The sequence below is a fragment of the Vibrio sp. 947 genome (assembly GCF_033339115.1).
GTDB lineage: Bacteria > Pseudomonadota > Gammaproteobacteria > Enterobacterales > Vibrionaceae > Vibrio > Vibrio alginolyticus.
Window position 1 is genome coordinate 270,125 of record NZ_JAWOTX010000004.1, and the last position, 22,229, is coordinate 292,353.

At 46.6% G+C, this 22,229-nt stretch carries 19 protein-coding genes; 12 read left to right on the forward strand and 7 right to left on the reverse strand.

The features are described 5' to 3' along the window. The first annotated feature begins 2 nt into the window (after positions 1 to 2). The 7 genes from R7Q39_RS07360 to R7Q39_RS07390 all read left to right on the forward strand — a co-directional run bounded on the left by R7Q39_RS07360 (position 3) and on the right by R7Q39_RS07390 (position 9,604). Complete coding sequence (locus tag R7Q39_RS07360) at positions 3 to 1,226, forward strand: tetratricopeptide repeat protein (protein ID WP_005379348.1); 1,224 nt, start codon at positions 3 to 5, stop codon at positions 1,224 to 1,226. A 448-nt stretch (positions 1,227 to 1,674) separates the two neighbouring features. After that, the gene (gene gmk / locus R7Q39_RS07365) at positions 1,675 to 2,298 is read left to right on the forward strand and encodes a guanylate kinase (RefSeq protein ID WP_318075973.1); all 624 of its coding nucleotides are present in this window, start codon (positions 1,675 to 1,677) and stop codon (positions 2,296 to 2,298) included. A 181-nt stretch (positions 2,299 to 2,479) separates the two neighbouring features. Further along, positions 2,480 to 2,752, forward strand: a complete 273-nt coding sequence (gene rpoZ / locus R7Q39_RS07370; RefSeq protein WP_005379346.1) for a DNA-directed RNA polymerase subunit omega — start codon at positions 2,480 to 2,482, stop codon at positions 2,750 to 2,752. Between the two features lie 39 nt (positions 2,753 to 2,791). Then, positions 2,792 to 4,912 carry a bifunctional GTP diphosphokinase/guanosine-3',5'-bis pyrophosphate 3'-pyrophosphohydrolase gene (gene spoT / locus R7Q39_RS07375; protein ID WP_005379340.1) on the forward strand — a complete coding sequence of 707 codons (2,121 nt, stop codon included), beginning with the start codon at positions 2,792 to 2,794 and terminating at the stop codon, positions 4,910 to 4,912. 52 nt (positions 4,913 to 4,964) lie between these two features. Then, positions 4,965 to 5,648: a tRNA (guanosine(18)-2'-O)-methyltransferase TrmH gene (trmH, locus tag R7Q39_RS07380; RefSeq protein ID WP_017820702.1), complete on the forward strand. Its 684-nt coding sequence runs from the start codon at positions 4,965 to 4,967 to the stop codon at positions 5,646 to 5,648. Positions 5,649 to 5,901: 253 nt separating this feature from the next. After that, complete coding sequence (gene recG, locus R7Q39_RS07385) at positions 5,902 to 7,983, forward strand: ATP-dependent DNA helicase RecG (protein WP_318075967.1); 2,082 nt, start codon at positions 5,902 to 5,904, stop codon at positions 7,981 to 7,983. A gap of 232 nt (positions 7,984 to 8,215) precedes the next feature. Continuing rightward, entirely contained in the window at positions 8,216 to 9,604 is a 1,389-nt protein-coding gene (locus tag R7Q39_RS07390) for a uracil-xanthine permease family protein (RefSeq protein ID WP_005379335.1), read from the forward strand. Positions 9,605 to 9,676: 72 nt separating this feature from the next. Here the strand turns inward: R7Q39_RS07390 and envZ are convergent, their stop codons facing one another. The 5 genes from envZ to R7Q39_RS07415 all read right to left on the reverse strand — a co-directional run bounded on the left by envZ (position 9,677) and on the right by R7Q39_RS07415 (position 14,911). After that, complete coding sequence (gene envZ / locus R7Q39_RS07395; RefSeq protein ID WP_017820700.1) at positions 9,677 to 10,969, reverse strand: two-component system sensor histidine kinase EnvZ; 1,293 nt, start codon at positions 10,967 to 10,969, stop codon at positions 9,677 to 9,679. Between the two features lie 102 nt (positions 10,970 to 11,071). Continuing rightward, positions 11,072 to 11,791 carry a two-component system response regulator OmpR gene (gene ompR, locus R7Q39_RS07400; protein ID WP_005379333.1) on the reverse strand — a complete coding sequence of 240 codons (720 nt, stop codon included), beginning with the start codon at positions 11,789 to 11,791 and terminating at the stop codon, positions 11,072 to 11,074. Between the two features lie 129 nt (positions 11,792 to 11,920). Then, positions 11,921 to 12,316 (reverse strand): DUF1090 domain-containing protein, encoded by a 396-nt coding sequence (locus R7Q39_RS07405; protein ID WP_017635004.1) that lies wholly within the window; start codon positions 12,314 to 12,316, stop codon positions 11,921 to 11,923. Between the two features lie 105 nt (positions 12,317 to 12,421). Beyond that, entirely contained in the window at positions 12,422 to 12,913 is a 492-nt protein-coding gene (gene greB, locus R7Q39_RS07410) for a transcription elongation factor GreB (protein ID WP_053307281.1), read from the reverse strand. A gap of 117 nt (positions 12,914 to 13,030) precedes the next feature. Continuing rightward, on the reverse strand, positions 13,031 to 14,911 hold the full coding sequence (locus tag R7Q39_RS07415) for an ATP-dependent zinc protease (protein WP_086013892.1): 1,881 nt from the start codon (positions 14,909 to 14,911) through the stop codon (positions 13,031 to 13,033). A 229-nt stretch (positions 14,912 to 15,140) separates the two neighbouring features. Here R7Q39_RS07415 and R7Q39_RS07420 point away from each other — a divergent pair, with 229 nt between their 5' ends. Next, positions 15,141 to 17,462 carry a Tex family protein gene (locus R7Q39_RS07420; protein ID WP_318075968.1) on the forward strand — a complete coding sequence of 774 codons (2,322 nt, stop codon included), beginning with the start codon at positions 15,141 to 15,143 and terminating at the stop codon, positions 17,460 to 17,462. A gap of 104 nt (positions 17,463 to 17,566) precedes the next feature. On the opposite strand, the gene R7Q39_RS07425 is transcribed toward R7Q39_RS07420, so the two are convergent. After that, positions 17,567 to 18,031: a hypothetical protein gene (locus tag R7Q39_RS07425; protein WP_005379316.1), complete on the reverse strand. Its 465-nt coding sequence runs from the start codon at positions 18,029 to 18,031 to the stop codon at positions 17,567 to 17,569. Positions 18,032 to 18,155: 124 nt separating this feature from the next. Then, a complete protein-coding gene (gene bioH, locus R7Q39_RS07430) occupies positions 18,156 to 18,923 on the reverse strand; it encodes a pimeloyl-ACP methyl ester esterase BioH (RefSeq protein ID WP_318075969.1) in 768 nt (255 codons plus the stop codon). An 84-nt stretch (positions 18,924 to 19,007) separates the two neighbouring features. On the opposite strand from bioH, the gene R7Q39_RS07435 reads away from it, so the two are divergent. The 4 genes from R7Q39_RS07435 (at position 19,008) to cysQ (ending at position 22,033) form a co-directional block, all read left to right on the forward strand. Then, positions 19,008 to 19,733: an amidophosphoribosyltransferase gene (locus tag R7Q39_RS07435; protein ID WP_033905914.1), complete on the forward strand. Its 726-nt coding sequence runs from the start codon at positions 19,008 to 19,010 to the stop codon at positions 19,731 to 19,733. 97 nt (positions 19,734 to 19,830) lie between these two features. Beyond that, positions 19,831 to 20,415, forward strand: coding sequence for a Fe-S biogenesis protein NfuA (gene nfuA, locus R7Q39_RS07440; RefSeq protein WP_005379313.1), 585 nt, complete (start codon positions 19,831 to 19,833; stop codon positions 20,413 to 20,415). A gap of 176 nt (positions 20,416 to 20,591) precedes the next feature. After that, complete coding sequence (gene nudE, locus R7Q39_RS07445; protein ID WP_005379309.1) at positions 20,592 to 21,161, forward strand: ADP compounds hydrolase NudE; 570 nt, start codon at positions 20,592 to 20,594, stop codon at positions 21,159 to 21,161. A 44-nt stretch (positions 21,162 to 21,205) separates the two neighbouring features. Next, positions 21,206 to 22,033 carry a 3'(2'),5'-bisphosphate nucleotidase CysQ gene (gene cysQ, locus R7Q39_RS07450; protein WP_005379308.1) on the forward strand — a complete coding sequence of 276 codons (828 nt, stop codon included), beginning with the start codon at positions 21,206 to 21,208 and terminating at the stop codon, positions 22,031 to 22,033. The last annotated feature ends 196 nt before the right edge of the window (positions 22,034 to 22,229 follow it).

Here is a 22,229-nt window from a genome sequence, read left to right on the forward strand (position 1 = left end):
CGATGAAAAGTTTATGGAAAAGCAAAGTGGCTTCTTTAATTCTCTTCGCAGGAGTGGCAATGGCCGCTCCTACGATGGCAAAAGAAGCTCCTCAGTTATCAGATCGGACATTTCGAACCGTTAACAAAGTGCAAGAGTTGATCGCAACTGAAAAATATTCAGCAGCGAAAGAAAAACTAGCAAGCGCTTTAGAAAGCACAAGTTCGAAAAAATACGACCGAGCAGTTTTACTTCAGCAGACTGGCTTTTTGTATTCGCTACAAGACAATTATGTGCAAGCAGCAAAATACTTTGCCGAAGCATTACAGCTCGACGCACTTCCCGTTCCGGTTGCTCAACAAGTTCGCTACAGCTTGGCTCAGCTTTACCTAGCTGAAGAAAAGTATACGTTGTCTGTAAAAACGATGAAGGAATGGTTCAAGGTTGCAGAAACAACCAAAGAGAAGCCTCAAGCTCATGCTTATATCACGTTAGCGAGCGCTTATGTTCAGTTGGAAGATTACAAAAATGCAATCCCGCCAACCAAAAAAGCCATCGCGATGAGCAAGAGCCCAAGTGAGTCTTGGTACTTAATTCTCGTTGCATCTCACTACGAGTTAGGCCAGCTGAAAAGCGTTGCCAGTGTACTCAAAACTCTGACTTCAAAGTACCCTCAGAAAAAGCGTTACTGGATGCAACTTTCTGGTGTCTACATGGAGCTAGGTCAAGAACGCAACTCTCTAGCCACCCTAGAAATGGTTTACAAAATGGGGAAACTAGAAGGAGAGAAGGAATATTTACGCTTTGTAAACTTCTTGGCTTATCAAGGTATTCCATATAAAGCAGCCAAAACTCTTGAAAAGGAAATGGCAGCTGGAAACATTGAAAAGACGAAGGAAAACTATGACCGCCTAGCCAGTTTCTGGCAGCAAGCTAAAGAGCTAGATAAATCAATTCTCGCTTATAAAAAGTCATATAACCTCGCTCCTTCTGCTAAAACGCAAATTCAGATTGCTCGCTTAATGATACAAGACAAGCAGTATTCTGAAGCAACTCGTTTTGTAGAAAGCGCGGCATCCAGTGCCTCTAAAGAGCAAAAGGCAGAACTTGAATACATTCGCGGGATGGCCTATTTCGAGCTTAAGCAACCACAAAAGGCCTTGCAGGCGATGAAAGGCGCTGCTCAATCGCCAAAATTCAGGTCAACCGTTAGCCCTTGGATAAATTTCCTAGAGTCTCAAGGATAATTCGAAGATTAAGTGTGAGTCAGTCGCACGCCTGGGGAAGTGAAAGCTTCCCCTTTTTTCCGTTTTATCTTTATTAACCCCTATTTTTAACCAGAGTCACTCACGCAAGCCAAATCGGGACTCTAAACCTAAAATCAGCACACTAAACGGTTGTAGAAATGGTTTTAATAACAGAGTGCGCGGATGGTAAGTCCTGTACCACGCTCCTTCTTCGCTGTTTAGGAACACTCTGGCGTAAGTAACTATTTCATCTGGGACGATCACAGACAGAAAGATCAACTGGTAACAAAATAGAGATCATGATACTCTTCGCCTCCATTTTTCTGGCGGGATTATCACCAATATCCACCCCTTTGGTGGTTGATTTCTCAATGCCAGTGCTATCGTTATAAGAATGTCGAACTTTCCTTCGGCACTCAATCAATCCAATCAAAAGTGGAACAGTACAATGGGCAAAGGTACTCTCTATATCGTATCTGCACCTAGCGGCGCAGGTAAATCTAGCTTGATCTCAGCGATGTTGGAACGCAACCCAACCTACGCAATGAAAGTGTCTGTGTCTCACACCACGCGCAACATGCGACCTGGTGAAGAAAATGGTGTCCACTACCATTTTGTAGCGAAAGATGAGTTTGAAGCCCTGATCGCTAAAGGTGACTTCCTAGAATACGCAGAAGTGTTTGGTAATTATTACGGCACATCTCGTGTATGGATTGAAGAAACACTAAATAAAGGTATCGACGTTTTTCTAGATATCGACTGGCAAGGCGCACGCCAAATCCGTGAACAAATGCCAGAAGCCAAAAGCATCTTCATCCTGCCACCATCAAACGGTGAGTTAGAGCGTCGCTTGAACACTCGTGGTCAAGATAGCGATGAAGTGATCGCAAAGCGTATGGCTGAAGCCAAGTCGGAAATCTCTCATTACAACGAGTACGACTACGTGATCGTAAACGACGATTTTGATACCGCTTTGATGGATTTTAAAGCTATCTTGCGTGCTGAAAGATTGAAGGAAGAAAAGCAAGCTGCTAAATATAAAGGTATGCTTGAAGCGTTGTTAGCAGAGTAACTTCAAAAAAGTCACGCTGTAAAACATAAAGAATTTCCCGTTTTTTGCCCAGTGCGAAAAACACAATAAACTACCTGAGAAAGTCCACAAACGGTGGCTTGTCTAATTGCTAGTAAATAAAGTAGTTAGGTTGTATACTTTCTCGTCATTCTAAAATTTTAGTTAACTATTTGGAGTCCTCATGGCACGCGTAACTGTTCAAGACGCTGTTGAAAAAGTTGGCAACCGTTTCGACCTAGTACTGATTGCGGCTCGCCGCGCTCGTCAAATGCAAACTGGCGGTAAAGATGCACTAGTGCCAGAAGAGAACGATAAGCCAACGGTTATCGCTCTACGCGAAATCGAAGAAGGTTTAATTACTAAAGAAGTTCTAGACGCTCGTGAACGTCAAGAACAGCAAGAGCAAGAAGCGGCAGAGCTAGCGGCAGTAAGCAGCATCGCTCACAACCGTTAATTCTGACTTTAGAATTCAACAACCTCCCGGGCCTATAATTTGTATCTATTCGATAGCCTCAAAGACGTTGCCCAAGAATACCTAACAGAGCCTCAGATTGAGGCTCTGCGTCAATCTTATGTGGTAGCGAGAGATGCCCATGAAGGGCAAACCCGCTCTAGCGGTGAACCATACATCATCCACCCTGTCGCTGTGGCTCGTATCTTGGCCGAAATGCGCCTTGATATCGAAACCCTCCAAGCTGCTTTGCTGCATGACGTCATTGAAGACTGTGATGTAACTAAAGAAGATCTCGAAGAGAAATTCGGCAACACTGTCGCAGAATTGGTTGATGGTGTATCTAAACTGGACAAACTCAAATTCCGCGATAGGAAAGAGGCTCAGGCTGAGAACTTTCGTAAGATGGTTCTGGCCATGGTGCAAGATATCCGCGTCATTCTGATCAAACTGGCTGACCGCACGCACAACATGCGTACGCTTGGCGCGCTTCGACCAGATAAAAAGCGTCGTATTGCTCGTGAAACGTTAGAAATTTACGCGCCCCTCGCTCATCGTCTTGGTATTCACAATATCAAAACCGAACTCGAAGAGTTGGGCTTTGAGGCGCTATATCCCAACCGCTACCGCGTACTGAAAGAAGTGGTTAAAGCCGCACGTGGTAATCGTAAAGAGATGATCCAACGCATTCACAGCGAAATAGAAGGCCGTCTGCAAGATTTCGGCTTGAATGCTCGCGTCGTTGGTCGTGAGAAAAACCTGTTCTCTATCTATAACAAGATGAAAACCAAAGAACAGCGCTTTCACACCATCATGGATATCTATGCGTTCCGAGTCGTTGTTGATACCGCTGATACTTGTTATCGCGTTTTAGGCCAAGTACACAGTTTGTATAAGCCACGTCCTGGTCGCATGAAAGATTACATCGCGGTACCAAAGGCGAACGGCTATCAATCGCTACACACTTCCATGGTTGGCCCACACGGCGTACCTGTTGAAGTTCAGATCCGTACTGAAGATATGGATCAAATGGCGGACAAAGGTGTCGCAGCACACTGGTCTTATAAAGACAAAGGCGACAAGTCTGGCACCACTGCGCAAGTGAAAGCTCAGCGTTGGATGCAAAGCCTGTTAGAGCTACAACAAAGCGCGGGTAACTCATTCGAATTCATTGAAAACGTAAAATCCGATCTTTTCCCAGATGAGATTTACGTCTTCACACCAAAAGGTCGTATCGTTGAATTACCTTTAGGCGCAACGGCTGTCGACTTTGCCTATGCCGTACATACCGATGTAGGCAACTCTTGTGTTGGTGCTCGTGTTGATCGTAACCCTTACCCATTGAGTAAGGCATTGAAAAACGGTCAGACGGTGGAAATTATCAGTGCCCCTGGTGCGCGTCCGAATGCGGCATGGCTAAACTATGTCGTGACTTCTCGTGCCCGCACTAAGATTCGACAAGTACTGAAAACGATGCGTCGTGAAGAGTCGATTACTTTAGGTCGTCGCCTACTTAATCACGCACTTGGCCGTCACTCGATTGATTCAATTTATCCAGAAAATATCCAAGAAGTCTTGAATGATCTTCGCCTAGAAAGCATTGATGATTTATTGGCTGCTATTGGATTGGGTGAGTTGATGAGCATTGTGATCGCACGTCGGCTCCTTGGTGACACCGAAGAGCTCACGACAACAAGCTCAATCCCAACGGACTCGAAGAAGAAGCTTCCGATTCGTGGCGCAGAAGGCTTATTGCTGACGTTTGCAAATTGTTGTCATCCTATCCCAGATGATCACATTATTGCTCACGTATCGCCTGGTCGTGGTTTGGTTGTTCACCGAGAAACATGTCCGAACGTTCGTGGTTATCAGAAAGAGCCAGACCGTTATATGGCTGTCGCTTGGTCTGAAGACTACGATAAAGAGTTCATTGCTGAACTTAAAGTCGACATGCTTAACAACCAAGGTGCTCTTGCAGAACTGACCAACGTGATCTCGAAAACAGGATCAAACATTCATGGCCTTTCAACGGAAGAACGTGATGGTCGTTTATACACTGTGACTGTGCTGTTGACGACGAAAGATCGTGTCCACCTTGCTGGTATCATGCGTAAGATTAAGGCAATGCCTCAAGCAACCCGAGTCAGACGCAGAAAGAACTAACCTCTATCGCCACCTACTCTGTTAGGTGGCGATTTTTTATACCTCAATAAATATGAACCTAGAACGTTACAACCGTATTCACCAAGTCCTAAAAACTCGCCAAACTGATCTGACACTTTGTCTCGAAGAAGTACATAAGCCAAACAACGTCTCTGCCGTGATCCGCACCGCTGACGCGACAGGCTTACACAAAGTTCACGCAATTTGGCCTGACAAAATGCGTACGCTGAGCCATACCTCAGCTGGCGCGCGTAACTGGGTTGAAGTGGATACTCACGATTCGATTGAAACTGCGATTACCGAACTCAAAGCGCAAGGTATGCAGGTTTTGGTGACCAATCTTTCGGACACCGCCGTCGATTTTCGCGAGATCGACTACACCAAACCAACGGCAATCATTTTAGGCAGCGAAAAGGTTGGCGCTTCAGAGCAAGCCAAACAGCTTGCTGATCAAGACATTATTATCCCGATGGTGGGCATGGTGCAGTCACTAAACGTATCGGTTGCCAGTGCCGTAATTTTGTATGAAGCGCAACGTCAACGTGAAGCCGCAGGCATGTACGACCGAGAAGAAAGCGCTCTGCCTAAAGAGACAATCAACCGTATTCTCTTTGAACGTGGTCACCCAGTGCTGGCAAAGGTCGCGAAACGAAAAGGGCTCGTTTACCCACCACTCGATGAAGAAGGTCAAATCATCGCCGATGACGCGTGGTGGCAAGAGATGCAAAGCAAGTAACAGACTTTCGTCATCCTGAACGGCGGCGAAGGAGCGTGGTTCAGGATCTAATTCTCAAATATACAGATGCTGATAGTGTTAACTTCAGCGACATACTTGTTGGAAATAGAATCCTGATGTCGCTAAAGCTCCTCGGAATGATAGGTTATCAGTCAAATCATGACACTAACTAAAGCATGACTATTTTTTCCTGTACAAAAACACAGCTCCATGGTTAACATACTGCTATGTTAACCATTTTCTTGAGCCCTCTATGTCCGCCCAAATGTTATCTGCCGTCCCATTAACCTCCCTTTCTGGAGTTGGCGCGAAAGTCGCAGAAAAACTCGCCAAAGTTGGCTTACATAGCGTTCAAGATTTGCTGTTTCACCTTCCGTTACGCTACGAAGATCGTACTCGTATTTACCCTATTGCCAAACTGCATGCTGGCCTTTGGGCGGCAGTGCAAGGTAAGGTCATGGCAGTCGACACCATCTTCGGTAAGCGCAAAATGCTAACGGTAAAAATCAGCGACGGTAATGGCACTATCACGCTGCGCTTTTTCAACTTTACCGCAGCCATGAAGAACAATTTCACGCAAGGTAAGTTAGTACATGCTTACGGTGAAATTAAGCGCGGTGGCATGGGTTTGGAAATTGTTCATCCTGACTACAAGTTTTACGTCAGCGAGCAAAAGCCCGATGTAGAACAGAGCTTAACCCCTGTTTATCCCACCACCGATGGTTTACGCCAAATCACATTACGCAACCTTACCGAACAAGCTTTAGCCCTGCTTGATAAAACCGCAGTGCAGGAATTACTTCCAGCCGGGCTGTATAACCATCAAATCACGATGTCGCAAGCGCTGCACACCATTCATCGCCCACCACCAACCATTAATTTAGATGAGTTTGACGAAGGCAAACATCCTGCTCAAATCCGCTTGATCATGGAAGAGTTGCTCGCACAAAACTTATCGATGCTGGCGGTGCGTAGCAAAGGCCAGAAGGATTCAGCGTTACCTCTCGGTCCTTGTAATAAACTAAAAACGCAGCTTTTAGCCCAACTGCCTTTCTCTCCTACAAACGCTCAAACCCGAGTCGTACAAGAGATTGAAGCCGATCTAGAAAAACCGCACCCAATGATGCGATTAGTGCAAGGCGATGTTGGTTCGGGGAAAACGTTGGTTGCCGCTTTGGCCGCAGTTAGAGCCATTGAGCATGGCCATCAGGTGGCACTCATGGCGCCAACCGAACTATTGGCCGAGCAACACGCTATCAACTTCGCAAACTGGTTTGAAACCATGGGCATTCAAGTCGGTTGGTTAGCGGGCAAACTCAAAGGTAAGGCAAAGGAAGCCGAGCTGGCTCGTATTGCCAGTGGTGAAGCGCAAATGGTAGTGGGTACTCACGCGCTATTCCAAGAGCACGTTGAATTTCATCACCTTGCTTTGGTCATCATTGATGAACAGCACCGCTTCGGTGTCCATCAGCGATTAGAATTGCGTGAAAAAGGCGCAAAACAAGGCGCCTATCCACATCAGCTCATCATGACAGCAACGCCGATTCCGCGAACGTTAGCCATGACTGCTTATGCTGACTTAGAAACGTCGGTGATTGACGAGCTACCACCGGGTCGAACGCCGATTCAAACCGTTGCCATTCCAGATACAAAACGTGACGACATCGTCGAGCGTGTCCGAAATGCCTGCTTAAACGAAGGCAAGCAGGCATATTGGGTGTGTACCCTGATTGATGAGTCGGAAGTATTAGAAGCGCAAGCCGCGGCAGATACCGCAGAAGAGCTTCAACGTAAACTGCCGGACGTAAAAATTGGTCTAGTGCACGGACGAATGAAGCCGGCAGAGAAACAAGCGGTGATGCAAGATTTCAAAGACAATAAACTGCATTTGCTGGTCGCAACGACAGTGATTGAAGTTGGTGTGGATGTGCCAAACTCTAGCTTGATGATCATAGAAAACCCTGAACGTCTTGGTTTGGCACAATTACACCAGTTAAGAGGTCGCGTGGGCCGAGGTTCCGTTGCTAGCCATTGTGTGCTGCTGTACCACTCTCCGCTGTCAAAAACCGCGCAAAAACGTCTCGGAGTACTACGTGAAAGTAACGATGGCTTCGTCATTGCGCAGAAAGACCTAGAAATTCGTGGCCCTGGAGAACTATTGGGTACAAAGCAGACAGGTCTTGCTGATTTCAAAATCGCAGACTTAGTTCGAGATCAACGCCTGATTCCCGAAGTTCAGCGTATTGCGCGTCATATTCATGACAATTACCCGACTAACGCAACAGCGATTATCGATCGCTGGTTGGGTGAGCGGGATATTTACTCCAAAGCGTAATGATTGAAAGCGAGCCAAATGGCTCGTTTTTTAATACGCCAAAAACAAAGCAAACGTTTGCTTTTTGAGTAAATCTCTCTATAATCGCGCACAAATTTTTAAGTGTGTTAGATCACACTCCACCAACCTGAGTTGACTCTGATTAACAGCAATCACAGGTAACGACGTCAACTCCACCCTGCTCTCCCATTCAGCGAGAACTAGGGAAATATTGCGACTAGCGAGACAAACAATGACAACTTCAAACCGATCTTCGGAACTGGTCTATCAACTCAACGATCGACCACCTTTGCCTCAAACCATTTTTGCCGCACTTCAGCACTTATTGGCGATGTTCGTCGCGGTTATCACTCCGTCACTGATCATCTGTCAGTCTTTGGGTGTACCTGCAGACCAAACGAACACCATCATCAGCATGTCTTTATTTGCGTCAGGCGTGTCTTCGTTTATTCAAATTCGCACCGTTGGCCCAATTGGTTCTGGTTTGCTCTCTGTTCAAGGCACCAGCTTTAACTTTTTAGGTCCTATTATTGGTGCAGGCCTATCGCTGAAAGCCGGTGGAGCAGACATCAGCACCATGATGGCTGCCATTTTTGGTACGATTTTAGTCGCATCATTTGCAGAAATTTTCCTATCTCGCGTATTGGAGCATGCCCGCCGAATCATCACTCCGCTCGTTTCAGGCATCGTCGTCACTCTTATCGGTCTCACACTGATTCAAGTCGGCTTAGTATCAATGGGCGGTGGCTACGCAGCATTAAATGAAGGAACCTTCGGCAGCTTAGACAAACTTGCTCTGGCTGGAACGGTACTTGGATTAATTGTGATTTTAAACCGCTCGAAAAACCCATACATCCGTGTGGCTTCAATCGTGATTGCGATGCTAGTGGGCTACATCATGGCGTATTTTATGGGGATGGTAGATACTTCTCAGCTAGGCGCAACCGAGATCGTAGCACTGCCCGTACCAATGCAATATGGCTTATCGTTTGACTGGTCTCTGTTCATTCCGCTGGTACTGATTTTCTTTATTACCGCACTAGAGGCCATCGGTGATATTACCGCAACATCTGAAGTGTCTGGTGAGCCAGTAAAAGGCCCAGTGTACATGAAACGCATTAAGGGCGGTGTGTTAGCAGACGGCTTAAACTCCGCAATCGCAGCCGTTTTCAACAGCTTCCCGAACTCAACGTTTAGCCAGAATAACGGCATCATCATGCTAACAGGAGTCGCGAGCCGCTACGTGGGTTACTTTATTTCTGGCATGTTAGTGATTCTTGGCTTGTTTCCTGGCGTCGCTAGCTTTGTTCAGCTGATTCCTGAGCCAGTACTTGGCGGCGCAACGATTGTCATGTTTGGTACGATTGCTGCCGCTGGTGTGCGTATTATCTCTCGTGTTGAGCTCGATCGCCGCGCAATTCTGATCATGGCCTTATCCTTCTCAATGGGACTTGGTATCGCACAAAAACCAGAGATCCTGCAATTTATGCCAGAATTTATTAAGAGTATTTTCTCAACTGGTGTTGCAGCAGGTGGCATCACAGCGATCATTTTAAATCTACTTCTGCCAGAGAAACTGGAAGACGAAGATGAACTTCCTCAGGAAGTGAAAGAGTCTTAAGATTATTGAGAATAAGAAAAGCCCAACCTAATTAGGTTGGGCTTTTTGTTTTAAAGGGTGCGGGCCATCGACTTACTTGGTAGGAAAGCTGATTTGAGCGATTAAACCGCCTTCACTGCGATTACGCATCACCACAGAGCCTGAATGTTGGCTGATTATACGCTTCACAATCGCCAACCCTAGCCCAGTGCCTTCACTACCGCGAGCGGTGTCACCACGCGTAAAGGGTTCAAATAACCTCGCGATTTGAGAATGCTCGATACCCGGTCCGTTGTCCTCTACTGAAATCCACACTAGCTGCTTATCTGCTGTCACACCAGTGCTGATTTTGACCCAGCCATTGCCATAGCGTAGCGCATTCACAACTAAGTTACTGATCGCCCGCTTAATCGCAATCGCGCTTCCTTTGGCTGGCGGCAAGTTAAGATTAAGATCTGTTTCAATTTCAACCTCATAACCACCTTCAGAACTGGCGACGTCACTGGCAATCGTACTGATATCAACCGCTTCAAACGATTCTTGGTTCACCGGTTTGAGGTAATCCATAAACTGACTGATGATCTCATTACATTCTTCCGTATCGCTAATGATCCCCTCCGCAAGATAGCTGTCCTCAGGAGACATCATTTCTGTCGCTAGGCGAATACGCGTCAGAGGTGTTCGTAAGTCATGGCTAATCCCTGCCATTAATAAGGCTCGGTCTTCTTCTAGCTCTTGAATACCTTTCGACATTTGATTAAAGGCTCGAGTTACAGAGCGAATCTCCGATGCGCCTTTCTCTGCTAAGGGGGGCGGGATCTCACCTCGACCGACGTCTTTCGCGGCTCTCTCTAAAGCCAAAAGTGGACGGTTTTGCAAACGAATAAACAACCAACCACCTGCAATGATCAGCAGCGCCATAATCAAGCTGTTACGAAACAGCGGGGCAAAATCTTCTTCTTGCAGCTCAGATAACGGAATACGAATGATGGAGTTCGGCAACTTTTCGATGTGCATCCACAAAATGTAACTTTCATCGCCAAGCAATAAGCGCACTTCTGTGGGCGAACCCAGCTCTTGGCTCATTTCTTCAGACATCAAATCAATCGACATTGCGTGATGAAATTCAATCGCCTTATCGCTATCGAGACTATGAACCGTCACCCCTAATCTTTCTAACAATTGACGCCTTAACGGTGCATCAGACTTTAAAGGTCCTTCATCATCAAGCACCAAATTGAGCTCATGGGCGAGAATTTTATTGAACTGCTGCAAACTCGGCATCAACGCGTAGTTAAAAACGGCGTAGTAAGAGAAAACTTGGCTCGCGAGAAGCAAAGAGATGAACAGCAGAATAGATTGTGTCAGTGAACTTCGGATGCGCATGGAACGTTCCTAGTGGTCCTAATCGCGAAATTTCAGCCTTCAAAGGGAAGGTAATGAAGGCTGAAGTTGCTATAGCCAAGTGCTGGCTATGGAGTGAAGAGATTACACCTCTTTGCCGTCTGGGACGAAAACATAACCTAGGCCCCATACGGTTTGAATGTAGCGCGGCTTGCTCGGATCGTCTTCTAACATGCGACGTAAACGTGAGATTTGTACGTCAATAGAACGTTCCATTGCAGAATATTCACGGCCACGCGCCATGTTCATCAATTTATCTCGTGACATTGGCTCACGCGCATTCATCACGAGCGCCTTTAGGACAGCAAACTCTCCAGAGGTGAGTGGCATTGCCTCATCACCGCGGAACATCTCGCGAGTGCCTAGATTGAGTCGGAACTCCCCGAACTCCACCACTTTTTCTTCCGTGCTTGGTGCACCCGGCAACTCTACAGTTTGGCGGCGTAATACGGCCTTGATGCGAGCCAACAATTCGCGTGGGTTAAACGGTTTTGGCAAATAATCATCCGCCCCTACCTCAAGACCCACGATGCGATCCACTTCATCACCTTTCGCGGTGAGCATTAAAATTGGCAACATGTTGTTCGCGTGGCGTAGACGACGACAAATTGACAAGCCATCTTCACCAGGCAACATTAAGTCTAGCACCATTAAGTGAAAGTTTTCGCGCGTTAGTAGGCGATCCATCTGTTCGCCATTGGCGACACTTCGTACCTGAAAACCTTGCTCAGAAAGGTAACGCTCCAATAGAGCACGTAAACGAGCATCGTCATCAACCACTAAAATTTTATGATTTTCTTGCATTGAAACATCCTTTCAGAAGCGTCTATTGTCGAAAATGTATCACTGTTTTTCCTAACGTGCTCAAGCAAATTGTTACTCTTTTTATCTTAAGCGCGTTATTCTCTCTCTAGCAGGTATTTTCAGCACCTACTATTGACCATAATTCCATTCCAGTTCACGTTTGGCCTCAAGCAGCTCTTGCTGTGCCTCAGCCAGCTTGTGACGTTTTTTCTCAATTTTGTCTGCTTTCCCTGAATGCTGAGCTTCGACTAATTCTTCCTCTCGCTCCTCAACTTCTTTAGTCTTTTCTTCCACTTCTGCTTGCAGCTCTTGCCGCAGCTCACCTTCCGAGCATTCATTCTGGATAGCGGAAAGTGCTTGCTCCAAGCCTTTAATGCGATGTTCATTACCTTGCGCTTTTGCATACTCGAGCTGCTGCTCTACCGCTAACTCTTTAGCGTCACAGCCTTTCACTTCATCTTGAGCAAAAACTGAAAGTGAGAAACCTATTGTTAGTGCAGCACTACACATGACTGCTTTGTTCATTTTACTTCTCCGAGAAAGGCACCATGCCTTTATACCAAATATTCTGACGTTGAGACCCAAGTCACTCCTAGTGAGCTTCATGAGACTTGAATCGGTGATAAAGCCTCAGTCTTCCGAGGCCGGTTGAATATATTCAATTGAGTTGATGAACCACTCTTTTTCACCTTCTGGGGTGCGTACCGTGAACTCTTCATCCACTTGTTTTTTCAACATCGCTCGCGCCATAGGTGAATCGATAGAGATGTAGTCTTTCGCATCGCCATAAATCTCTTCAGGCCCGACAATACGAAACTTTTTCACTTCTCCTGCCTCATTTTCTATTTCCACCCATGCACCAAAAAAGACTTTGCCTTCTTGTTGCGGAGAATAGTCAACGATCGTGACTTCTGGCAGGAATTTACGAAGGAAGCGGACACGACGGTCGATCTGACGGAGTAAACGTTTATTGAAGGTGTAATCCGCATTTTCTGAGCGATCGCCTAGGCTCGCCGCCCAAGTGACGATCTTGGTGATTTCCGGGCGCTTTTCATTCCAAAGGTAATCATGCTCTTGTTTGAGTTTGTTGTAACCTTCTCGTGTAATCAGCTTAGTTTTCAAATTAACTCCTATCTCAACTAAAAAATGCTGCTCTTTGGCAGCATTAAGGAGATGATATACCCAAAGATCCAATGTTGTTCAGGCTTTGGGTATCAAGGTGATAAGGCGGCCAGAGTGTTACTTTTCGTAATCCGGTTTTTGCGTCACGATGTAATTCGTATCACTCGAAACAACCGCGCCATGTTTTAGAAAGTTTTTACCTAAAATCATGCTGTAATGGAAGCGACCTCGGTCCTGTAAGTTGACTCGGATCTTCTTCTCTAATTCGCCAAGCTTAACATGCATTTCAACCACAGGGCGTACGTTCGCTTTCTCGCCTTTCTTAGCTTTAATACGCATGACATCAACAACAGGCTTGGTAAACGCCTGTTTCATGCCAAGATCGTTCTCATAGGTAAAGCTCACCATGTCTTTGCCGTCTTTCTTAAACTGCTTGATGTTCTTAGCATTGATTGAGCTTACATCTGCACCCGTGTCTAACTTCACAGGGAAAGACATCCCCTCAACTTCAGCCACTTCGATATGGCCAGCTTTGAAAAGTGGCCTTGCATCTAGTAGATGGTCTGCGCGAGTGTTCAGCAACACACCACCCTTGGCTATGTCATGACCAAAGACGAAAAAGGGTTGAGTGTCACCCTCATCAAGCACATCGAGCGCAAACTTCATTGATGTGTCTTTTCTACCGAGAAGAAAGTCTCCTTCGACAACAGGGCGAACCGCGCTGCCAACCTTGAGCTTTTTCAACACTGGTTTGGTGATTTTTTCTTCTTTCCCCTCATCGTTCATTAAATAAAACGTGACGGATTCATCCTTACCTTTTTCTGTTACTTCAAACCCATTTACACGCAGTAATGGCGTTTTCACAGTAAAAGTGGGGTAAGCAGGGACGGTATAACCATCAATGGTGACCTGTTCTTCTGGTGAAACGACAAGAGGTTTTGATTTGAGTGCGCTTTTGAACGTTTTTTCTACGCCACCCAGTAGATTTTCTCTGTCCGTATCAATAACAAAGTGCTGACTCGCGACGTCCCGACCTAAGCGAATTTGCGAACTGAACTTACTGCGATCACGCAGATACACCAACCAACGTTGAGTTTCATTTTCGCCGACTTTGACGGGTAAATAGACTAAAGGGCGCTCGCTTTTGGTCGTTTTCAGCATTCGTACCAAGGGTAATGTCATTGGATGACGCTTGCCATTCTCGCCCTCTAACATAAAAGAGACTTCGTTATGCTTTTTGTCTACCTTGATGTCCAGTGCATGGACGTTGGTATAACGGCTAGAAGTTGAGATGCTGATCTTATATGGCACACCTTCGACTTCAACCGTCTCTTTTTTGCCAATCATTTTTGCGCGTGGCTGTTCTTGAAGGTAATCGTAACCAGCGAAGACCCATGCGTTATCATCGAGATAGGTTTTACCAATCAAGATAGGAGAAGAGAATTGCGTACGCTTGGTCAGGTTCACTTCCGTATCAACGGTGTGACCAGCGATTGTCATCGGCATTTTTATTGTCGGGCGTAGGATGGGCTTTTTGCTTGTTCGACTGCGAATCGCGCTCACTCTTTCCAGATCATCGGTAATCTGTATTTCCTTCCCTGTATAAGGGTGAGGAACCGTAAAGCTAACCTTTACTTGATATGGCTTAAAGCTGTCGGCGTCCCACTTTGCCTTCGTACCACCTAAGTCATCGACAATCGCCCAAAGTAACTCGTTATCTTTCAAATCTTGGTAATCTGGGTGTGAGCTACTGACATGGATATTCTCCGCATGCATCGATGTCGTATCTGCACCAGTATCAATCTTGCCAATAAATGGCACCGCTTTTAGTTCCGGAATGTCACTGTAGTAGACGCTCTCCACACGCCCTAGTACCAATTTGTTATCGAGCTGATAAACGGGAGCTTGTGTGGTTCCTGAGATAGACTGCGCCCAACTAAGCGGGGCGACAAGTAAGGCACTCGTAAGCGCTAACGCCAAAGACATTTTTTTCATCATGATTATCCGTATAAGCCGAGGTACATTTAGTGATATCAACAACCGTGGAATTAGGTTAGTCGATAACTGCGGATATAAGTTCTCAATTTAATTACAGTTTTGACATAAATCTGACTGATGTCCACCAGCGCCCGGTAAATTTTTGCCTCGTTAATTTAAAACATTGCAAATTCTTCGAACGACCCCAATGTTCTATACAACCAAAACTGAATTAAAAGAGAAAACACGGATGAGCCAAGCTATCTGTCGCATGATTGCTCAAGAACTGAATGTTCGCCCAGAGCAAGTCAACGCCGCTGTCACCCTAATTGATGATGGCAACACTGTCCCTTTTATTGCACGTTACCGCAAAGAGGTGACGGGGGGCCTTGATGATACCCAGCTGCGTACTTTGGACAGCCGTCTGTCTTACCTTCGTGAAATGGATGATCGCCGTCAAACCATCCTCAAATCAATCCAAGAGCAAGGCAAACTGACGCCAGAGCTAGAACAAGAGATCGCGCAGGCAGACAGCAAAACTCGTCTTGAAGACTTATACCTACCTTACAAACCCAAGCGTCGTACGAAAGGTCAGATCGCGATTGAGGCTGGTCTTGAGCCACTCGCAGATCAACTTTGGAATAATCCACAAACCGAGCCAGAAAGCGAAGCAAGCAAATACCTTGATGCAGACAAAGGCATCGCAGACACCAAAGCTGCATTGGATGGCGCTCGCGCGATCATCATGGAGCGCATCGCAGAAGACGCAAACTTACTGGAAAAAATTCGCAACCACTTAAATCGCAATGCGGAACTGGTCTCACGAGTCGTTGAAGGCAAAGAGCAAGAAGGCGAGAAGTTTAAAGATTACTTCAACCACAACGAGCCCCTAAGCAAAGTGCCATCGCACCGCGCACTGGCGATGTTGCGTGGCCGTAACGAAGGCTTCCTGATATTGGCAATGAATGCCGATCCAGAACAGGAAGAAGGTGCTCGTCAGTCTTACTGCGAAACGATTATCGCCGACCATTATGGCGTGACGCTAAGCAGCGCACCGGCGGATACCTGGCGTAAGCAAGTGATCAGCTGGGCATGGCGCATCAAAGTATCGATGCACATGGAAACCGAGCTAATGGGCGCAATGAAAGAGCGCGCTGAAATCGAAGCGATTGAAGTATTCGCCACTAACCTAAAAGACTTGTTGATGGCAGCTCCGGCTGGCCCTCGTGCAACACTTGGTCTAGATCCGGGTCTGCGTACAGGTTCAAAAATCGCGGTTGTCGACTCAACAGGTAAAGTGCTTGCAACCGAAACCATCTACCCTCACCCACCACAAAAACAATACGACAAGTCAGCACAAATCGTTGATCAGTTGGTGCGTAAGTACAACGTGGATTTGATTGCGATTGGTAACGGTACGGCTTCACGTGAAACCGACAGCTTTGTCGCAGACGTCATCAAACGTGGCAACCTGAAAGTTCAGAAGATCATCGTAAGTGAAGCGGGTGCATCGGTTTACTCAGCGTCTGAGCTTGCAGCAAAAGAGTTCCCGAATATGGACGTGTCTCTGCGTGGTGCAGTGTCGATTGCTCGTCGTTTGCAAGATCCATTGGCTGAACTCGTGAAAATTGATCCGAAATCTATTGGTGTGGGTCAATACCAGCACGATGTAAGCCAATCTATGTTGGCAAAACGCCTAGATGCGATTGTGGAAGACTGTGTAAACGCGGTTGGTGTTGATGTGAACACTGCTTCTGCGGCGCTACTGACGCGCGTAGCAGGCTTATCAAGCACCATCGCGCAGAACATTGTCGACTTCCGCGATGAGAACGGCCGCTTCGAAGCACGTACAACCTTGAAGAAAGTACCTCGTTTAGGTCCTAAGGCGTTCGAGCAGTGTGCGGGCTTCCTGCGTATTATGGATGGTAAGAACCCACTTGATGCGTCTGCGGTTCACCCAGAAGCGTACCCAGTGGTCAAAGCGATTTCTGAGAAGAACAACAAAGATATCAAAGCACTGATTGGTGATTCAAGCTTCCTTAAAGGTCTGCATGCGGTCGATTACACCGACGATAACTTCGGCGTTCCAACCATTACAGACATCATCAAAGAGCTGGATAAGCCGGGTCGTGACCCACGTCCAGAATTCAAAACGGCGACGTTTGCAGAAGGTGTAAACTCGGTATCTGACTTGGAACCGGGCATGATTCTAGAAGGCGTGGTGTCTAACGTAGCCAACTTCGGTGCCTTCGTTGATATCGGCGTTCACCAAGATGGTCTTGTGCATATTTCTGCACTGACAGATCGTTATGTGTCTGACCCACGTGAAGTGGTGAAAGCGGGCGACATCGTCAAAGTGAAAGTGATGGAAGTTGACGTGCAGCGTAAGCGTATTGGTCTATCGATGCGTATGAACGACGAACCGGGTCAAGACAACCGTAGCCAACGCTCATCAGCAGCGCCGCGTCGTAATGACCAACCGCAGCGTCGTCAGCCTCGCCGTGATGATTCGTCATCGAACAGCGCGATGGGCGGTGCGTTTGCTGCTGCGTTTGCTAAAGCGAAAAAGTAACCTTACCTAGGCTTCACCGCTAACGAGCTTTCATAACTAAAAAGAAAACGCTCCAATCAGTCAACCTGCTTGGAGCGTTTTTGTTTGAGTAGGATATTGAGTCGTCATAATACTGCTATCACTTCTGACGGGGTATGGGGAGCGACTGCATGACCATAATGAAACTTGATCACCTTCCTGCGCTTTTCCATTAATCCTTCATTGATCGCAGCATCCAAAATGCGCTTTGGTAAGCGAAAGCGGATCGCGTAGCCTTTCCCCTGGTCTTCACTATACGATTTGAGCGCAAGCAAACTAAAAAGCCGTTCTAGTGTATCTTCCGGCTCTTCTTGATAACGCGTGTCGACTTCCGTTTCCATATCATAATCAGGATGCTCTGAAGGATCCCAAGAAGACTGACGTCGGCGCTTGTCATCACCTTTTACTTTTCGCTCTGCATTGGTTTTGGCCAATGCGACCGTTGGCGTTACAGGCTCTCGGACTTTATTGTCGCGAGCTGCTTGTTCCGTCTGCACATTCACGGATGGGGCGATCAGTGGCACACTTACGTTGGTCGGTGACACAATCATTGCGAACCCTCCTCAGAGTCGCCCAACTCGTCAATATGGCTTAGCTTTATTGGCTAATAAAACCTCACCAGCCTTTATATCGACCACTTTTTAAACAACTTGAGGTGTTTCCGCTCGCACTTGCTCAATCGTGAGCAAACTCTCGGATTTGAACACAAAATTCGTCATGTTCGGTGATAAAAGGCGCATGAGAGGACTGATTAAAAACAAACTGCTGGGTATGAGGCAACTGTTCACTTAAATCGTTAGCTACTTTAATTGGCACCAACCCATCTAAACGGCCATAAAGACGCAACATTGGAACAGAAAGAGACGTCAACGCATCGCGCAGATCCACATCAGCAAGGATGTTTAGCCCAACCAACAGCGATTCAGGGTTTGGCTGAGGGCGCGATAGTATCGCTTGCTTGAGCTGTTTAACGTCTTTACGCGCTGATGGGCTGCCCATCGCTTGCAACGCCATAAAGCGCTCAATGGTCAGTGAGAAATCTTCTAGCAACTGAGAGGTGAACGCACTCAGTACATTCGGTTGAATGCCGCGCCACGGTTTTTCTGCTGCAAATTTTGGTGAGCTGGCAACCGTAATCAACTTAGCCACGCGCTCGGGCATATTTAATGCCACATGCGTCGCCACTAAACCTCCGAGGGACCAACCAAGCCAAATCGCTTTCTCTGGCGCACCTTGCACCACCAAGTTAGCAATATGGTCTAAATCTTCGGCATGAGATTCGGCGCTATGCCCGTACCCCGGAAGGTCAACCACATGAACTCGGAAATAAGGTTGAAGAGACTCGACTGTCTGCTGCCATACCGCACCATTCATGCCCCATCCATGAAGCAACACCAAATCTGGTCCTTGACCAAATGACTGCCAGTATAATTTCGTGCTCATGCTCTCAATCTCTCCCACTTATTTTATTCCCTACGGCTTCAGCCAAGCGTTAGGCTGAGTAAAATATCACCATGAATAAACGCTATGTTATCTCATCACTGGCAAAACATCATGCATCGCGTATTGAGCAGTCAATGCGGCCTGTGTCGGTTCCCTATTCAAACACCAAGCCACACAAATACTCTGCGCTGGTGCGAGCACTGTTTAAAATACCTAACTCCGGTAAAACGATGTCAACGCTGCGGTTTATCATTACAGAAAGAAGAAATGAGTACGGATAGTATTTGTGGTGAATGTCTTTCAAAGCCACCGCCATGGCAAAGGCTATACACGTTAGGCGATTACGACTTTCCCCTTTCACGGGAAGTACAACGCTTTAAAGATCACGGAGAGTCTTGGCATGTAAAAGCATTAACCGAGCAACTGGCACAGCGCATCACCACGCCAGCTCCAATCATTACCAGTGTGCCATTGCACTGGCAGCGTTACCTGCGCCGGGGTTTTAATCAAAGTGATGTTTTAGCCCGACACCTCGCCAAGCAATTGCAGACTAATTTTGATGCGAAGGTCTTTCGTCGAGTAAGGCTCGCCCAATCACAGCGTGGTAATACCAAAACAAGCCGTGAACAAAACTTAAAAGGCGCGTTTATTCTCAATAAGCGCCCTCACTCTTCCCATGTTGCCATCGTCGATGATGTAGTCACCACGGGCAGTACCGTCCGACAATTATGTCATTTACTACTTGAAGTTGGCGTAGAAAGCATCGATATTTACTGCATCTGCAGAACACCTGCTCCTCGTTCTCTCTAGATCGCTTCGCCATGCCTTAGCATCAAAAAGACTAGATCCATACGTCAACAAGAGTAGAATAGCAGCAGTAACCTACAAATTTACTCGGGTATTCGTCGTGTCAAATATTACTATTACAGAAACTGCGCAAACGCATTTCGCTAACCTTTTAGGTCAACAACCTGAAGGCACTAACATTCGTATTTTTGTTGTGAACCCAGGTACACAAAACGCTGAGTGTGGCGTGTCTTACTGCCCACCAGAAGCAGTAGAATCGACCGACACTGAACTCTCTTACAGCGGTTTTTCAGCTTACGTGGATGAGCTGAGCCTGCCGTTCCTTGAAGACGCTGAAATCGATTTTGTTACCGATAAAATGGGCTCTCAGCTAACGCTAAAAGCACCTAACGCTAAAATGCGTAAAGTTGCGGACGACGCACCACTGGTTGAGCGCGTTGAGTACGTTATCCAAACTCAAGTCAACCCACAGCTTGCTGGCCACGGTGGTCACGTAAACTTGGTTGAGATCACTGAAGACGGTGTTGCGATTGTTGCATTTGGTGGCGGTTGTAATGGCTGTTCTATGGTTGACGTAACACTAAAAGAAGGCATCGAGAAAGAACTGCTAAACCAGTTCATTGGTGAACTAACCGCAGTTCGTGATGCAACAGAACATGACCGTGGTGATCACTCTTACTACTAAGAGTAAACACTGTCAGAAAATGGGAGGCTTCGGTCTCCCATTTTTGTATCGATACTGAGGTGATGCTGAGATGCTTAGCTCGACTCGTAAAATCCGCTAGAAACTCAGGCGGAGTTCTCATATATTAAGAATCTTACGCATCTCGTAAACGCCAACGACACCAAGGAGCCAGCGTCATGCCGAAACGAACCCCACCAGAGATACTCTCATGCCAGACGGTTGCAAAATCCAAACTGTTTGCTGTGGAAGCGCTCGACCTTCGTTTTTCCAATGGTGAGCATCGTACTTATGAGCGTATGAAGCCAAGTGGACGAGATGCTGTAATGGTGGTTCCTGTAACAGAACAAGGCGATTTATTACTGGTGCGTGAATACGCCGCTGGAACTGAACGTTACGAGCTAGGTTTCCCAAAAGGGCTGATTGACCCAGGAGAAACACCACACCAAGCTGCGGATCGTGAGTTAAAAGAAGAAATCGGCTTTGGCTGTAATCAGTTAACCCCGTTGAAACAAGTTATCCTCGCGCCATCTTACTTTTCGAGCAAAATGACTCTATTTTTAGGACAGGCGCTTTATCCAGAGAAGCAAGAAGGCGATGAGCCTGAACCACTGGAAATTGTGCGTTGGCCACTTGCGCAAGCCGAAGAGTTATTAACTCACATGGATTTCTGTGAAGCACGAAGCATCACAGCGCTAATGTTGGCACTGAAACACTTACCAAACACCACTCACAAGCATAACCAATAACGGTCATTAGAACCGAATAACACTGTGAGTAAGGACTATCACTTATGCCAATGACAAAAGATCTATCTCACCTACTTCCTCAAGTCATCGAGATTGCCCGCAGTGCTGGGCAAATGATCCTCGAAATATATGAAAAGAAACAATACGAGGCCTACACCAAAAGTGACGAAACTCCCGTAACAAGTGCGGATATTGCAGCTCACAAGTTCATCACTGAACGCTTGAGTGATCTGACGCCTGATATTCCCGTGTTGTCAGAAGAAGACGCAGACATAAGCTTAGAGCAACGCGCTCAGTGGGAACGTTATTGGTTAGTCGACCCTCTTGATGGTACTCAAGAATTCATCGCTCGCAGTGGTGACTTTGCCACTATTATCGCGTTGGTCGACAACAATCGACCAACCATGGGCGTCGTTTACGGTCCTGTATCTGGCGTGACTTACTACGCTTATAATGGCAAAGGCGCCTGGAAAATTCCCGACATGTCGGACAGCGTCAAAATCCATACACACAAACACGAACAGCCAGAGCAAAGCATCGCAATTGCTATTAGTCGTCGCCAAGACATCAATCGTATTACTAACCGTATGAGCAGCGCCTGGAATTACGACTTAATACCGCTCGGTTCTGCGGCATTGAAAGCATGCCTCGTCGCGGAAGGGGCGGTAGATTGCTATCTCCGACTAGGTCCAACAGGTGAGTGGGACACCGCTGCGACACAATGCATTGTTGAAGAAGCTGGCGGACGTATTCTCAGCACGCAATTAGAACCGCTGTCATATAACGAGCGGGAAACACTAGAAAACCCGAATTTTATTGTTCTTGGTGATGCGGATTTACCTTGGAATGAGATTTTACAACGCAAAGATTAAGCGCCCTATCGGTAAAATTTAGAGCACAAAATTCTAGCAATAGAAAGGCCACGAATATCTTCGTGGCCTTTTCTTTTTGACCTTCTGTACAGCACTTGGAGTATTTGGCCTACTATGTTCCAATTGCCTGTAAAGCTGAACGAAAGAAAACAAATCAATTAAAAATCATGGTTTTAAATTTCCATTCATTCCCAAT